This is a genomic window from Flavobacterium sp. FG68 (assembly GCF_057808895.1).
This window is the reverse complement of record NZ_JBMDIY010000006.1, coordinates 164,056-180,690: the sequence shown is the minus strand read 5'-3', so window position 1 is coordinate 180,690 and position 16,635 is coordinate 164,056. Positions and strand designations below refer to the sequence as shown.

Annotated in this window: 8 protein-coding genes; 4 read left to right on the top strand and 4 right to left on the bottom strand. The window is 35.0% G+C overall.

Annotated features, from left to right (window positions below; genetic code table 11):
- Nucleotides 1-11: 11 nt before the first annotated feature.
- Complete coding sequence (locus ACODSB_RS06075; RefSeq protein ID WP_256635149.1) at nt 12-986, bottom strand: ribonucleotide-diphosphate reductase subunit beta; 975 nt, start codon at nt 984-986, stop codon at nt 12-14.
- A gap of 731 nt (nt 987-1,717) precedes the next feature.
- Between ACODSB_RS06075 and ACODSB_RS06070 the strand changes: the two genes are divergently transcribed.
- From ACODSB_RS06070 to ACODSB_RS06055, 4 genes are all read left to right on the top strand, one after another.
- Complete coding sequence (locus ACODSB_RS06070; RefSeq protein ID WP_488936380.1) at nt 1,718-3,205, top strand: ankyrin repeat domain-containing protein; 1,488 nt, start codon at nt 1,718-1,720, stop codon at nt 3,203-3,205.
- A 29-nt stretch (nt 3,206-3,234) separates the two neighbouring features.
- A complete protein-coding gene (locus ACODSB_RS06065) occupies nt 3,235-3,717 on the top strand; it encodes a DUF2271 domain-containing protein (protein ID WP_488936379.1) in 483 nt (160 codons plus the stop codon).
- A 136-nt stretch (nt 3,718-3,853) separates the two neighbouring features.
- Nucleotides 3,854-6,037 carry a PepSY domain-containing protein gene (locus ACODSB_RS06060; RefSeq protein WP_488936378.1) on the top strand — a complete coding sequence of 728 codons (2,184 nt, stop codon included), beginning with the start codon at nt 3,854-3,856 and terminating at the stop codon, nt 6,035-6,037.
- Between the two features lie 4 nt (nt 6,038-6,041).
- Nucleotides 6,042-7,040 carry an FAD:protein FMN transferase gene (locus ACODSB_RS06055; protein WP_488936377.1) on the top strand — a complete coding sequence of 333 codons (999 nt, stop codon included), beginning with the start codon at nt 6,042-6,044 and terminating at the stop codon, nt 7,038-7,040.
- 323 nt (nt 7,041-7,363) lie between these two features.
- Here ACODSB_RS06055 and ACODSB_RS06050 read toward each other — a convergent pair whose 3' ends face one another.
- From ACODSB_RS06050 to ACODSB_RS06040, 3 genes are all read right to left on the bottom strand, one after another.
- On the bottom strand, nt 7,364-9,781 hold the full coding sequence (locus tag ACODSB_RS06050) for a glycoside hydrolase family 2 TIM barrel-domain containing protein (protein ID WP_488936376.1): 2,418 nt from the start codon (nt 9,779-9,781) through the stop codon (nt 7,364-7,366).
- A gap of 276 nt (nt 9,782-10,057) precedes the next feature.
- Entirely contained in the window at nt 10,058-13,483 is a 3,426-nt protein-coding gene (locus ACODSB_RS06045) for a malectin domain-containing carbohydrate-binding protein (RefSeq protein ID WP_488936375.1), read from the bottom strand.
- A 340-nt stretch (nt 13,484-13,823) separates the two neighbouring features.
- Nucleotides 13,824-16,553: an alpha-d-galacturonidase gene (locus tag ACODSB_RS06040; RefSeq protein WP_488936374.1), complete on the bottom strand. Its 2,730-nt coding sequence runs from the start codon at nt 16,551-16,553 to the stop codon at nt 13,824-13,826.
- Nucleotides 16,554-16,635 lie beyond the last annotated feature (82 nt).

Sequence of the window (16,635 nt, the reverse complement as noted above, 5' to 3'; positions counted from 1 at the left end):
ACTTTTTGCTATTAGAAAAGATCGTTTGCCGTAATACTTTTATCGTGTTTGGTATATTCTACCGGACGTTTTGCAAAAAAATCATCCAGACTGTTTGCAAAAACTTCTTCTTCAAACCAGGCCAAAGCTTTGTAATCTTCCATATTAACGTTGAATATGGTAGGAATTCCAATTTGTTTTAAGCTTTCGTCAAGTCTAAATTTCATAAAATTCACCAAATCACCTTTTTTAATACTCTCAATTTCACCTTCTTCAAATATCCAGTCTAATATGTCTGATTCGACTGCAATAGAATCCTTAACCGTTTCTCTAATTAACTCTAAAGTATCAGCATCAAAATAATCCGGGAATTCTTCTCTGATTTTATTGATGATGAAAATTCCACCATTAGCATGAATCTGCTCATCGATAGAAGTCCATGCAATAATATTGCTCACATTTTTCATGTAACCTTTAAATCTTGTAAAAGAAAGCAGAATAGCAAACTGGCTGAAAAGCGAAACGTTTTCAATTAAAATACTGAACAAAATCAGCGAAACCATATATTTTCTGTTATCCTGAGAACGAGTATCTTTTAAAACATTCGAAAGATAATCGACACGTCTGCGGATAACCGGAACGTCCAGCAGTTTTTCAAATTCATCGTTATAACCTAATACTTCAAGAAGGCGCGAATAGGCTTCAGAATGCCTGAATTCGCACTCAGCAAAAGTCGTCCCTAAACCATTAAATTCAGGTTTTGGAAAGTGCTCATAAATATTTCCCCAAAAACTTTTTACAGCTACCTCAATCTGTGCAATTGCCAGTAAACTATTCTTCACAGCCGTTTTTTCTGCGGTTGTTAAATGAGCATGAAAATCCTGAGTATCAGCAGTAAAATCAACTTCTGTATGAACCCAATACGCTTTATTTATCGCTTCTGTAAATTGCAAAACCTCCGGGTATTCAAAAGGTTTATAATTGACTCTTTTATCAAATATAGACATAGTATATAGTATTTAACGGTGACTAATTAAGAATAGAAAATTACAGGATTTGAGGTAAGGAACTGCGTTTTCTATACCTACAAAATTAACCCACGATTCTCCTTTAGACTAGGTTTTGATGTTAAAAATCCGAACAATTATCAACAGGAAAAAATTAGTTTGAAAACCATTAAAAAAACAATTTATTAACAAGCACATAATTTTTCGTAGTTGCCCAAATACCAGTTATTTATACTAAATCTAAATAGAGTTGTCAACATAAAAATTGAAAAAAAACCGTAGAATGGAAAAACACTTATTAACATCCAAAATTCAAATTTGGACTTTTTTGATCCAATTTTGAGTAAAAGTAAACGTCAAATTTCCTCTTAAAAGAGTTTTATCTGATAGAAAATAAAGTCTGAAATTTAGAAAATGTTCTACTTTTAAAAATATTAATAAACTAATATTCAACTATTTAAAATTTAAAATAATAAAAAACATTAAACACTTATTAAACCAAAATATAAAACCGTTGTCTTAAAATTTTAAAAAATAGTTGTTGCAGAGAAAAGACAATCGAAAACTTAGGATTAGATTAAAATTCATTAGAATTAAACTTTTAAAAGCAATAAAACTTGCTATAAAAATATTAATCTTTACATTTGTCATTATTTTGATTTATTCTAAATAGACTTTAATCTCATCTATAATTTTTGGAACAAGAACTCCAATAAACAACATAACAAAATATGAAAAAGAATCTTTTTATTTCTTTAGCATTTGCAGCTGTTTCATTAGTTAATGCACAGCAAAAAAATACGCTTTTAGAAGCATCATTCTGGAAAACATCTCCAAATGTCGAAACAGTAAAAGCAGAAATAGCAAAAGGAAACAATCCGGCAGAAGCCAACATAAATGCTTTTGATGTTACTACACTGGCAATCAACAACGATGCACCAAATGAAACGATCAAATTTTTAATCGATCAGCCTGGAAACTCCATTACGAAATTAACGCACGACAATCGTATTTATTTACACTGGGCAGCTTACAGAGGAAATACAGAATTAGTACAATATCTTATAAGTAAAGGTTCTGATGTTAATTTTGAAGACAGCCACGGTACAGCTCCGGCAGATTTTGCAGCTTCAAACGGGCAGGCAAATCCTGCTTTATATGAAGCTTTCTTCAAAGCCGGAATCGATCCGAAGAAAAAATATGCAAACGGAGCTAACTTATTGCTTTTGGCCATTTCTTCTGATAAAGACTTAAAAGCGGCTGAATATTTTTCTACAAAAGGATTATCTCTTAAAGATGTTGATAGTGACGGAAATACTGCTTTTACATACGCTGCACGATCTGGAAACATTCCTTTCCTGAAAAAACTTATTGAAAAGGGAATAAAACCAAATGATAATGCACTTTTTACTGCAGCACAAGGAAGCCGTAGAGAAACGAATACAATTGAAACCTATAAATATTTAGTTGAAGAAGTAAAACTAAAAGCAAATGCACAAAATAAAGCAGGACAAAATGTATTGCACATTTTAGCAGGAAAACCAAATCAGGCTGAAATTGTTACATATTTTTTAAGCAAAGGTGCTGATGCCAATAAAGCTGATAAAGAAGGAAATACACCTTTAATGGCTGCGGCTTTGGCTAAAGAAACTGCGGTTTTAGAAATTTTACTTCCAACAACAAAAAATATTAATGTACAAAACTTAAAAGGAGAATCGGCTTTAACAAACGCAGTACGAACTGGAACGCCAGAAGCTGTAGCTTTACTTTTAAACAAAGGTGCCGATGTAAATGTAAAAGATAAAGACGGAAACAATTTAGGTGTTTATTTGGTTCAGTCTTACAAACCTGCCGGAAAAGAAATTGCTGCTGATCCTTTTGATGCAAAAGCAAAATTACTTCAGAACAAAGGGTTAAATTTAGCAGCAGCTCAAAAAGACGGAAATACTTTGTATCATTTAGCAATTACAAAAAATGACATCACACTTCTTAAAAAAATAACGGATTTAAAAGTAGATATAAATGCTAAAAACAAAGATGGTTTAACCGCTTTACACAGAGCAGCAATGACCTCTAAAGATGATGCTGTTTTAAAATATCTTATTTCTGCCGGAGCAAAAAAAGACATCAACACAGAATTTGATGAAACGGCTTATGCACTGGCTAAAGAAAATGAACTGCTTACAAAAAATAACGTATCAATTGACTTTTTAAAATAAGTCTTAAAATTCCAAATTCCAATTAAAAAATGAAATCAATATTCAAAATTGCACTTACAAGCGCTCTTATCCTTCTTGTTTCTTTACAAGCAAATGCTCAATCAAGTAAATACAAATGCATGCTTCAAATGACAAATTATATGGGAGAAGGTGCCTATATCGTAGTTTCGCTTATTAACCCAACTGGTGCATGCGAAAAAACGCTTTATGTAATGGGCGATGACAAAAAATGGTACAAATCTTTAAAAGAATGGAATAAATTCCACGCTCAAAAAGGAGAAGACATCAGTGCAAAAACAGGCGCATCTGTAACAGGCGGTGATCGTAGCGTAACCACAATAGAAATCGAAGATTCGAAAATTAATAAAGGTTACAAATTACGTTTTGAAACTGCTGTTGAAGATCAAAAATATTACGTAAGCGATCTTGAAATTCCGCTTTCAACAGAAGGTCTTGCTGATAAAACAGACGGAAAAGGTTACATCAAATATGTACGACTAAACAAAATATAATTTTTAGTAATTATTTCTTAACCTCATAATAAGCATGAATTTTATTTTTTCTGCTTAAACTTGAATTCAGGCTTTGTCAAAGTTTTTAATTTTGGCAAAGCTTTAAATATTTTATTACATTTCTAGAATACACTAAATGACTCTTTCTTTCTGGCGTTACGCACATTTGGCTTTAGCCTTATTTTCTTCGATATTTCTGCTTTTAGCATCTGTTACCGGAATCATTCTGGCTGTCGATGCCGTACAGGAAAAAACACTTCCGTATAAAGCTGCCAATTTTGATAAAATAACGTTGGGGGAAACATTGCCAATATTGAAAAAAGAGTATTCAGAAATTACAGAATTAAGTGTCGATCATAATCAGTTTGTAACGCTGCAGGCAATTGATGCAGACGGAAATGACATTAATGCTTACATCGATCCCAAAACTGGAAAAACATTAGGAAAGCCTGAAAAAAAAAGCGAATTTATTCAATGGGTTACCGGTTTTCACCGTTCGCTGTTTCTTCATGAAACTGGACGATTTTTTGTGGGCGTAATCTCTTTTTGTTTGTTATTAATTTCCATTTCGGGTTTTGTATTGGTTTTAAAAAGACAAAGAGGAATCCGTAATTTCTTTTCGAAAGTCATTAAAGAATATTTTGCTCAATATTATCATGTTCTTTTAGGACGTCTGGCTTTAATTCCGATTTTTATTATTGCACTTACCGGAACGTATTTATCGCTCGAAAGATTCAACTTTTTTATGGGCGAAGAAAAACCAAAACCTGTAAAAACAGAGCTTTCGGCGGAAGCCAAAAAAACTTCAATATTTAAAACCACATTGCTGTCTGACGTAAAAAAAATCGAATTTCCTTTTACTGATGATCCAGAAGAATATTATATCATTGAACTTAAAGATCGTGAAATTGAAGTAAATCAGGTTGATGGAACTTTGATTTCTGAAAAGCTTTCGCCAAAGACAATTCAGTTTGCAGCTTTAAGCCTTGACCTTCATACAGGAAGAATTAACGGAATCTGGGCCGTTATTTTGGCTATTGCCTGTATCAATATCCTTTTCTTTATTTATTCTGGTTTTGCCATTACTTTAAAAAGAAGATCAAGCCGAATTAAAAATAAGTTCAAAGCCAATGAAAGTAAATACATTCTTTTGGTTGGTTCTGAAAATGGAAGTTCTTTTAGATTTGCCAACGCGATTTTGAAACAATTAATTGGACACGGAAAAAAAGCTTTTATTGCAGAATTAAATAGTTTTTCGGTTTACCCGAAAGCAGAGCATATTATTGTTTTTTCGTCAACACACGGTTTGGGAGATGCGCCTTCAAACGCAACAAAATTTAAAGCGCTTTTACAGAAACAAAATCAGGAACAGAAAATTAAATTCTCTGTCGTTGGTTTTGGTTCAAAATCTTATCCTGATTTCTGCCAATTTGCAATAGAAATTGACCAGTTTTTAGAAACTCAAAGCTGGGCAGAACGTTTTTTAGATTTACAGACGGTTAATGATAAATCGGCTGTAGAATTTGTAGAATGGATAAAATTATGGAGTGCCAAAGCTGAAATTCCGCTAGCCACTACTCCATCTTTATACAATCACGTTCCGAAAGGTTTGCAGAAATTAATGGTTTTAGACAAAACGCCAATTTCTGATAAGGAACATACTTTCATTTTGACTTTACGCGCCAATAGCCGAACTAAATTTGCTTCGGGTGATTTACTGGCTATTTATCCGGCGAATGATTCGAGAGAACGTCTTTATTCTATCGGAAATCATTCTGGAAATGTACAATTGGTTGTAAAACTGCATCCAAACGGATTAGGTTCCGGGTTTTTAAATAATTTAGAAATTGGAGATACAATCAAAGCCAGAATTATTAATAATAGAGCTTTTCATTTTCCTAATAAAGCTCCAAAAGTGGCTTTTATTTCCAACGGAACCGGAATTGCGCCTTTCTTAGGAATGATCGAACAAAATAGTGCCAAGAAAGAAATACAGTTGTACAGCGGATTTAGAATGGAAACACCAACGCTTCAGGCTTATAAAAAGTTTGCCGGAATAATGATTCAAAAGGAACATTTGGAAAATTTTCACGTTGCTTTATCGCGCGAAGCCGAACATATTTATGTAATGGATTTAATAAAAAGGGATACTGCTTTTTTTATTGATTTATTGAAACAAGGCGGCGTTATTATGATTTGCGGATCTCTTGCGATGCAAAAAGATGTTGAAACAATTCTGGATGAATTGTGCCTTGCTAACGGAACTAAAAGTCTAATAGAATATAAAGAAAATGGGCAATTATTAACCGATTGCTATTAATAAAATGATGACAAAGATATCTTTCCTAAATAAAGTTTTATGTGTTTTTGCAATTAGCTGTTGTTTATCAGCGCATTCGCAAATATTACAAAAAAGAACGACTTTACTTATGGGTGGACGTTTTGATATTAGTATTGTTGCCAAAGATTCTTTAACTGCCGAACAAAACATCAACGAAGTAATTGCCGAAATTACCCGAATTGAAAATTTAATCTCCGATTGGAAACCGGATTCTCAAGTTTCTCAAGTCAATCAAAATGCCGGAATAAAAGCTATAAAAGTAGATCGTGAAGTTTTTGAACTTACGCAAAGAGCCATAAAATTATCGGAAATTACAAATGGCGGTTTTGACGTTAGTTTTGCTGCTATGGACAGAATCTGGAAATTTGACGGATCAATGACCGAAATGCCTTCGGCGGAAGCCATAAAAAAGTCGGTGGAAAAAGTGGGCTATAAAAATATTATTCTCGACAGCGTTGAATCGACAATATTCTTAAAGTTAAAAGGAATGAAAATTGGTTTTGGCGCTCTTGGCGAAGGCTACGCAACGGATAAATGCCGAACCATGATGATTGCAAAAGGCATTCAAGCCGGAATCATAAACGGCTCCGGAGACATGAGCACTTGGGGAAAACAACCCAACGGACAGCCTTGGAAAATAGGAATTACAAATCCGTTTAAACCTGAAAAGGTTTTGGCTGTTGTTCCACTAAATCAAGGCGCAGTAACGACATCTGGCAGTTATGAAAAATTCGTTGTTTTTAACGGAAAACGATATTCACACATTATAAATCCCGCAACCGGATATCCTGCAACTGGTTTATGCAGCGTCACCGTTTTTGGCCCCAATGCCGAAACCGCAAACGGATTAAGCACTTCTTTAATGGTTTTAGGTCAAAAAGAAGGTTTGCTCTTACTTCAAAAATTCCCTGATTACAGCTGTGTAATGATTACTGATAATGGAAAGGTGATCAAGTCAAAGAATTTTGCTTATAAGTTATGAGTTCAATTATGAGTTGTGAGTTATAAGTTATGAATTAAGTTTTTATGTTTTTAATCTCGCAAAGACGCTAAGTCGCAAAGTATTATCTAAATAAAGGAAAGTTGAGTTCAATAACCTCCAGCTTTAGTTGGAGGTAACAAATTTCAATAATAAAAGGCTTTAGCCGAACTTCACATTTTGGCTAAAGCCTCCTATATCCACCAGCTAAAGCTGGAGGCAATTAAAAACTTTGCGACTTAGCGTCTTTGCGAGATTAAAAACACCTCAAACTTAAATTAACTTATATAACTTATATGGTTTAAAAAACTTTGCGAGAGATAAATTTACTTTACTTTAACTTCAATTGTCGTTGCTTGTAAATTTCTTGTTGAAGCCTTTAACTTAATATTTTCTTTCTTTCCATTCGACTGAATAATCGCAATACATTTTCCACTGAATAACTTACAAGAATTCGTTTTAAAAGAATCCAAATTAGCCTGATAACCATTATCAACCCCAACTAATTTTCCGCCGCCAGTAACTTCAAAATTAATTAAATCTGTTGCATTTGGTAATAAGTTTCCATCTTTGTCAACTGTAGAAACGGTTACATAAACCAAATCATAAGTATCGTTTTTGATAATAGTTTTATCTGCTTTTAAAGCTATTTTAGAAGCTTCTCCCGCTGTATGAATTGCTGCCTCTAAAACTACTTTTCCGTTCTTTCTTGAGATAGCTTTTATAGTTCCTGGTTCAAATTTTACTTTCCATGAAATATGCAGATCATCATTTTGTTTTGATTTTATGCCGAGAGATTTTCTGTTTAAGAATAATTCCACTTCATCAGCATTATTGTAATACGCCCAAACATCAACTTCCTGATCTTTTTTCCAGTTCCAATGCGGGAAAATATGCAAAACAGGTTTTGTTGACCATTCACTTTGATACATATAATACACATCTTTTGGAAGTCCCGCTAAATCAACAATTCCGAAATAAGAACTTCTTGCCGGAAATGGATACGGATCAGGTTCACCGATATAATCAAAACCTGTCCAGATAAAAGTACCTGCCATGAAATCCTGTTTTTTGATTGTTTTCCAGTTTTCTTCATGCGTTGCACCCCAATACGATTTCACCTGATCGTAAGCCGAAACAGTCCAATCTGGATTTCCGTCAAACGGAGCTCCGTGTTTTGTTGGCCAAGCTTTAATTCCATCTGGAAAATCATAATGACCGCGTGTTTCTAATGCCGAAACACTTTCAGAAGCTAATATCTTTTGTCCTTTAAAACGTTCCGGAAAATCTTTATAATCTTCGTGTTTATAATTAAATCCTAAAAGATCCAAAGCTCCTGATTGGTAAATGAAATTCTTCTCAATAATATTTTCGGTCAAAGCCGAAGTTACAGGACGTGTTGTGTCTAAAGATTTTACAATTTTAGCTAATTCTCTGGTAATCGCAATTCCCGTAGAATCAAATTGTTCCCTGATTTCGTTACCAATACTCCACATCATAACCGATGGATGATTACGGTCTCTTTTAATAAAATCTTCTAAATCTTGTTTGTGCCAGACATCCCAATCTTTATGGTAATCGTTGGTTACTTTTTTCTTCTTCCAAACGTCAAAAGCTTCGTCCTGAACGATGAATCCCATTTCGTCGCACAATTGCATCATTTCCAACGAATGCGGATTATGTGACATTCTGATTGCGTTTGCTCCCATTTCTTTCAGCAAAGTCAGTTTTCTTCTAACGGCATGAATATTTTCTACTGAACCCAAAGCACCATTATCATGGTGCAGGCAAACTCCTAATATTTTTGTTGGTTTTCCATTTAAAGAAAATCCTTTTTCTGAATCAAAATTGAAAAATCTAAATCCAAGCGGTGTTTCATAATTATCGACTAGTAGAGATTTCTCGTAGATTTTTGTAATTACTTTATACAAATACGGATTTTCAGTATTCCATAATTGTGGTTTTAAAACATCAAGATTATGCACCTTCGTTTCGAATGTTTTAGCTTCAATTTTCTCTATAGAAATATTATTCGACACTTCCTTATTCTTAGCATCTAAAATAGAAGTGACCAATGTAAATTCTCTGGCGGTATCGTTATCATTATCAATCGTAACTTCTAAATGCACTTTTGATTGCTTTGTTGAAACTTCAGGCGTAGTTATAAAAGTCCCCCACTTCCCTACATGCAGTTTTTCATTTGTCACCAATCTCACATTTCTGTAAATCCCAGAACCTGTATACCATCTTGAGTTTGGCTGAGCATCATTATCAACTTTGACGGCGATAGTATTGGCTTGTCCATAATTTAAATACAGAGACAAATCATAACTAAAAGAGATATAACCATTTGGACGCATTCCTAATGATTTCCCATTTATAAAAACTTCGCTATTCTTAAAAACACCGTCAAATTCAATTGAAATCGTTTTGCTTTTCCAACTCGCCGGAATAGTAAAAACTTTACGGTACCAACCTTTCCCGGCAGGTAAAAAGCCTTGCGCTTGTTTCGTTTTGCTGTCTTTGTCAAAAGTTCCTTCAATGCTCCAATCGTGCGGTAATTGAAGTGTTCTCCAGTCTGACACATTATAATTAGCATTGACTGCTTCGGGATAATCACCTAATTTGAAGTTCCAGTTTTTATTGAAATCTTCTACAATTCTGACTTGTTTTTGTGCAAAAATTGAAAACGAAAACAATAAGGCAATTGTAATTTTTTGAAATATGTTTTTATGTTTAATCATAAATATGTTTTTTATTCTAGTCTAATTTTTACACCGTTTTGTCAGGCTGAGCGAAGTCGAAGCCCACGCAAACTAAATCGCCAATCTTTGTCGAGTTTCTGGTGTAATCCTTCGTTCCTCAGGATGACAAGCTGAACGTTATAATCGTAATGTTTTTCCGTAGAGACGCACTGCAGTGCGTCTAACACAAAGTATCGACAATTGGAGCGTAGACGCACTGCAGTGCGTCTCTACAGAAAAACCTTTGCGTCTTTGTGCCTTCGTGGCAAACACTCCTTATTGAAACTCAAAATTATCCAACATCAATCCCTTCAAATCATCTCCTTCCAAAGTAATTTTATACGTACCTGCATTAATATAACCACCAGAAGTCGTATTTAAAACTTTCCATTTTTCTGGTGAAGGAAAGAATTCAATTGTATCATTTCGCATTAAAATTCCATACGCATCTTCCATTTTGAATTTGACTTTTAACGGCGTTTCATTTCTATTCATAAATTTAAAACGCATTAAATAAATCCCTGCCACACCGGGTTTAACTTCAAACTGAATACTGTTATTTGTTTTTTGAGTAAACTCAATATAATCGGCTTTTTTGAAATTTCCTTTTTCAATTCCGCTTCCCGTGGTTTTGGCATTTTCCGCTTCAATTATTACTACAGGTCTTGAATCGTCTTTTTCACCCATATCATAAGTTGGAACGATCGCAATTGTAGTTATCTCTTCACTATTATCAAAAGAAATTTTTTCGCCCTTTTTTACCTTTTTAGTAAAAATTATAAATTCAGTTTGATTACTATTTTTAGCTTTTTCTTCTAACTTTTTATAATCTGTAAACTTCTCTAAAGTCAAATTTTTATTATCTATAAAAAGATATAAATCCGAATCTTCTTTAGCAGAAAAAGTCCCCTTAATTTTAGAATGATCAGAAAATTGTAAATAATCTGCACCAAAAACTTCAGAAGGCAATTCCGTAAAAACAATCTCTGAATCTGAATATTGTTTTGAATTAATATCCAGCCAGGAAGCTATCGTGTTACGGCTTTTATTATAAGTCTCTTGTACATAATTTTCTATGTTTTTTGGAGATTCGGCTGCTGGTCTTGCATGAATATCTTTTGTTGCTATCGCAATTGCCGAAATTATCGCCTGCGAAGCTTTTACATTTGGAAACGAAATCACAATTTTGCCGTTTTTGCTTTTTACTTTAAATGCTTTCTTCAAAGCATTATCATGTCCGGCTTCTGCCCAAATATCAAAATCTTTTAAAACAATATTATCGTTGATGGCAACATCAAACAATCGCCAGCCTTTGCAATCCATTCCGCCTCCGGTTCCGTACCACGGTTCTGTGAAATATAATTCTACCAAATATTCTCCATCTGGCGCAGGAAATTCATAACGCAATTTGTCAACACCATATCTGAAACTTTGAAATAATTCTGGATCTTTTGTACCGTTTATTGGATCAAAAATTCTTCTTTGGCTCGCAAAAAAGTCTGGGAGTTTCTCAAAATTATCTGTCCAGGATAAAGATCCCCAAGTATGCTGTCCGTTTTTATGAGTATCGGTAAACCATGTATTTCCTGAAGAATCTGTAAATTCAGAACCTCCGCAATTGACTCTGTAAATATAATTATAACCGCTTTTTGCTTTTGTAATATCGGTTTTATCAGATATTAAAGCATCAAAATTTGGTGCTTTCGGAAGTGTATTTAAAACGATATAATCTTTGGCAACAGCCTTTCCATTTACATACCCAACAGCATATAAAACATTGTATTGAATATTGACATTATTAAACTGAAAATGTTGTCCGATGCCCGGATTTTTTAATTTCCCTAAAGAAGATTTATTCACGTCGTTGAACAATTCTACTTCGTCGCAATTCGAATAAATATCGATTCCGTTTTTGATTCCCGGTTTTTCCCAACGGCTTGGCCAAGTGTGCGAAACAATATAAACCATCGGATTGGTTTTGTTTGAAACATAATTAGCACGGTACATATAAAACGCATCCAGAGGTTCGCCCCAAATCGTAAAAAGTCCTTTGTAATTTACTGGACCAACTTTGTCAATATCTCTAAACCCTTCTCCATTTTGTACGCGTCCCGGATTTTCATGCGAAGCAAAAAGCCAGTTAAATTGTCCGGCAATTTTATCTTTTACAGATTCAGCTTCGCGGACTTTAATTTCCATTAATTGAGAAAAGCGGTTTTCGCTCAAAGTTCCTTTTTGGTCAAACTCACCTTCGGTATGTAAATCGGCAGAACGCCAAGCGCCGTATTCTCCATTTAACAACTGAGTCGTCATTTCCAGATGGTATTTTAACGGATCTCCTCCATACGTTCCTGACCAGTTTTGTACTACATTCCAATCTGTTCCTTCTCCACCATTACAAGTTGTTACAATACGTTGTGAAGCTGATAATGGATCCATTTCGCGGATAATCTGTGTGCATTCTTCGGCAAATGCCGCTGGAATGGTACTTTCATTCTGCAATCCCCACATCACAACCGACGGGCTGTTTCTGCGTTCCTTAATCCATTCTCGTAATAAGGTTTTGAAGTTTTCTTTAAACTCAGGCGTATCGTACCAAATATGTGCCGAAAACTGACTCCAAAACAAGATTCCGTTTTCGTCTAATTCTTTTTGATACAATAAATTATGAGGCTGATGCGCTTCTCTAAAAGCGTTGAATCCGCCAGCTTTGATCTGCTCAATTCTGGAATGAATCATTTCGTCTGAAAACGAATGACTTTTTCCAATTAAATGTTCGTATTCGCAAACGCCATTTATATAAACAGGTTCGTCATTGATGAAAAAACGATTATCTTTTCCGTCACGGCTTACCGGCCAGCTCACCCAGCGGATTCCGTAAGACGTTGTTAACTGATCTATTATTTTTCCGTTATCATAAACCGAAGTCACCAGTTTATACAAATACGGATTGGACGGCGACCATAATTTCGGTTTTATAATTTCAGGAAGTGTCTGTGCTATTTCTTTTGTTTCTCCGGAAATATTTTTGACATCACTTTTCTTTCTGACCACTTTCTTTCCTGCAGCATCAAAAAGAATATTTTCAATCGTTAAATTTCTATCTGAAGTACTGTAATTCTTGATTTCGGTTGTAGTATGAAGAATCGCTTTTTGTTTTGAAACCGATTTATCATTCCAAATATGAACACCAAACGGCTGAATTCTAATATCGTTGGTAACAACCAAAGAAACTGGCCTGAAAATTCCCATTGGCTGTGAACCTTCAGAGAATCCCCATTCGCCGGAACAGCCGCCACAAACCCAAGGAAGATCTGCAATAAAGGATGGATGCGCTGCTTTTACTAAAATCGTATTTTCTTTATCAAAAGAAACTGCCTTTGTAATGTTTAAGGTAAAAGTCGTTCGTCCGCCTTTGTGTTCGCCTATTTTTTGGCCATTAACCCAAACGGTCGCGTACGAACTTACGCCTTCGAAATAGAGAAAAAGCTGTTTTGAAACGTCTTTTTTATCCAGTTTTAAAGTTTTTTTATACCAGGCTGTACCATGTAAATTTCCGTGTTTTGTTCTTCTGAAACCATAATATTGATCCCAGTTGTGCGGCACATTTACGATCAACCATTTATCTGACTTTGGATTCTCGACAAAAGATTTTTCCCCTTGCGGATTATCCAAAAGAATAGTTTCCCAAGAGGAATTCAACGAAATTTCTTTGCGAAACTTCCCCGAATCTTTGCTCTGACTCCAAACAAAGCAAAGACTTGAAAAAAAACAAAAAATAAAAAAAACTAATCTGTTCATATTTTCTATGTCCTGCAAGGTTTTCAAAACCTTGTAGGTTTACTTTTTAACGTTCATATTAGAATACCTACAAGGTTTTGAAAACCTTGCAGGAACGCGGATAATTAGCAAACCTGACGGGTTTTGAAAACCCGTCAGGTTTAACTCAACGTTGATTCGCGTGAGGGATTTTTAGGGCATTTTTCTTGCCCTAAAAAAAGCGGGAACGTACAGCCCGACCCGGAGGGACACGCCCAAATTATTAATAAAACAACCAGTCTATTGCCGCTTTTTCTCCTGCATCGATATACCCAACATCGCGCGGTGTTATAGTTTGATCTGCGTCAATAAAGCCTAAAATTAATACTTTTCCTTTTCCTAAATCTAATTTATTCTCGCCCGGCTGGAAAGTATAGGTATGAATATTTACACGTGGCAATTCTTTTAAATTCATAGCACTTGCCAGAATAACTTCGGCCTGACCGTGCGCATTTCCTGCTGCATCTGTTTCTAAACTTGGCGGTAACAAAAATCTCTTTTGATCTGAATTAAAATACCCCACCACTAATTTAACCGCTTTTGTGTTTCTAAACTTCAAATGTGTTCCTTTTTCGTTCTGATCGTTTTCTACGAATGAATATCCTCTTAAGTTTTGAAGTTCAGGAGCAATTTTAGTTAACTCAGAAATATCTGTTCCGTAAACTTTTGTTCCCGTTTTTACTAAATATGTTCCTGGTTTTTCATCGATAAAAGTTACTTCGGCTGTTTTCCAAGGTTTACCTTCTTTGGTTTCGATTTTACCATCTTTTGAAGATTTTAATTTCTCCAGATTTCTTTTGAAATTAGCCAATTCACGTTCATAATGCGGTAATAATTCCGCCCAGGTTTTGTTGTTTCCGTCGTCTCCTCCAATCGGGATTCGGCGTTGAGCCGTCTGCATACTGTTGGCATAGTAATAGGTGTCTTTTGTCAGTTTTACCAATAATTCGTAGTATTCGATACTTTTCTCCAAATGAGGCATGGCTTTATCCAAATCTGTAATATCGTTCGAATAACTGTATCTCAAAACCAATAAAGCTGCTTTTACTTTTTCTGAGAAAAAATCGGCGAAAGCCTTATAAGCATGTATATCATTTTTAAGACGTTCGAATTCCTCTTTATCTTTCGTTACACTGGCTTCGGCTTTGTCGATTGCTTCAACCGCTAATCTTCCGTGTTCAGTAATTTCAGCAATAATCTGCGTTGGAAGTTCGCCCGAATGCGGTTCTTTGTTCCATTCTTTTTTAGCATATTCTAAAAGCAATTCGCCCGCTGGCCCGCAAGATTCATGGAATCCCGGATAAACACGCCATTTCGACGGATTTACCAATTGGCTTTCGAACATTCCCAATAATAAGGTTTGACGGTTTCCTTCGGTAATTCCGAAACGTCTTAAGGTTTTTGGCGCAATTTCTCCTGTTTCTTCGTAAGCTTTTAAAATATTGTTGGCCGCTTCCTGACTCGTTCCGAATTTCGCCGCTAAATCATTATCCCAAAATTTAACTTCTTCGTTTCGATCTCTTTTACTGTCCCAGGCATATCTTGCCCAGGCTTTGTACCAAATCCAGTCGCGATCCATTTCTAATAAACGTTCTCCTGACTTTGTTTTATCAGCAGAATATGGCCAATCCCAATACGATGCCTGCGGATATAAATGCAATGCATTTGCTCCGTGAACGCTGTGCATCGCTTTTACCGTTTTCTGAATAAAATCTGGCGAACCGTATCTAAAAGGTTCTAAATTGGCCAGAATATGAACATTTTCAATATGAATTGATTTAAGAGAACTCAACTGTTTGTGCGTTTCTCCCCAAGGTCCGCCCGGCGTGTAAGTCGTTAATGATTCTCCTGTATATTTACTTTCTGTATATAAGTTTTTGTATAACGGAAGTGATTTTTCCATTACCAAAGGCCCATCAGTATCGTGCGAACGAAGGATAATTGGCGGTTCATCTGTTCTTCCCAACGCTTTTAATCCGTCTTGAACACCCGGAATAATCGTTTTGGTAAACCATTCTACATCGTCATCAACTGTATTTATAGCTTCTCCTAAACAAACCAATAATCCAACGTTTGGATATTTTTCGATAAAAGCAGCAATAGATTTTCTTGTATAATCTGACAACAAAGGCGTAATTGGTCTTGAACGATCCTGCGTTTTAATGTTATAATGCTCTGCAAAAGGCTTAGAAACTATAATATTATAAAACATCTGAATTACCCAAATTCCGCGTTTATTGGCTTCAACCGTTAAGAATTTATAGATTTCTTCGTTCTTTTTGAAATCTTCGTCGCTTACCTCAACCGCAAAAGGATATTCTTTTAATTTTACTAAAGAAGCAAAAGGATGTCCGTTCCATAAATAAAGCGAGTTCATGCGGTTTTCTACAAGCATATCTAAATACTTTACCCATAAAGCTTTATCGTAAAACCACGGAAAAGTTTCTGGAGTATACGGATATTCGTAAACATCACGACCCGGAAGATAAACTGGTTTCTGCATTCCGATACAAGCGCCTCTCAAAACCATTTCTGGACTGTCATCAATATTGATTTCTGAAGGAAGCTGACCTGAACTTTTAATTTTATCTGTTAATTCCAAAGCACCATACAAAGCTCCTGAAGCATCTGTTCCTTCAATATAAATGATATTTTTTTGAGTACGGATTTGAAAACCTTCTTTCTTCGTTAATTTGCTATCATCAATTTTAGCGCTTTTAGCATTTTGTTTCCAGAAATCAGTTCCTTTTTCTCCAATTACAATTATTTTATCTTTTGATTTTTTGAATTTATCAGAAGAAGTTACGCTGAATCCTTTTGCTTTAAGCGTTTCAGATAATTTGGTTGCTCCAAATTTTGCTCTCGGCGAATTCACATCACTAACAACAGTGATGTTCTGTGCTGTAGCGAAAGAGACGTAAAGACATAAAAAAAGTAATTGTAAATATTTCATGGTATGCTGTTTTGGGTATTCTTTTTAAAAATAATCTGCTAAATCTGCTTATATCTATAAAATCTGCGTGAAATTTTTTGCA

What these genes read in the sequence shown, in the direction of transcription:
- ACODSB_RS06065 (WP_488936379.1), top strand. Translation starts at nt 3,235, where the DNA reads ATGAAATCAATATTCAAAATTGCACTTACAAGCGCTCTTATCCTTCTT.
- ACODSB_RS06050 (WP_488936376.1), bottom strand. Translation starts at nt 9,781, where the DNA reads ATGATTAAACATAAAAACATATTTCAAAAAATTACAATTGCCTTATTG.
- ACODSB_RS06040 (WP_488936374.1), bottom strand. Translation starts at nt 16,553, where the DNA reads ATGAAATATTTACAATTACTTTTTTTATGTCTTTACGTCTCTTTCGCT.
- ACODSB_RS06070 (WP_488936380.1), top strand. Translation starts at nt 1,718, where the DNA reads ATGAAAAAGAATCTTTTTATTTCTTTAGCATTTGCAGCTGTTTCATTA.
- ACODSB_RS06055 (WP_488936377.1), top strand. Translation starts at nt 6,042, where the DNA reads ATGATGACAAAGATATCTTTCCTAAATAAAGTTTTATGTGTTTTTGCA.
- ACODSB_RS06075 (WP_256635149.1), bottom strand. Translation starts at nt 986, where the DNA reads ATGTCTATATTTGATAAAAGAGTCAATTATAAACCTTTTGAATACCCG.
- ACODSB_RS06060 (WP_488936378.1), top strand. Translation starts at nt 3,854, where the DNA reads ATGACTCTTTCTTTCTGGCGTTACGCACATTTGGCTTTAGCCTTATTT.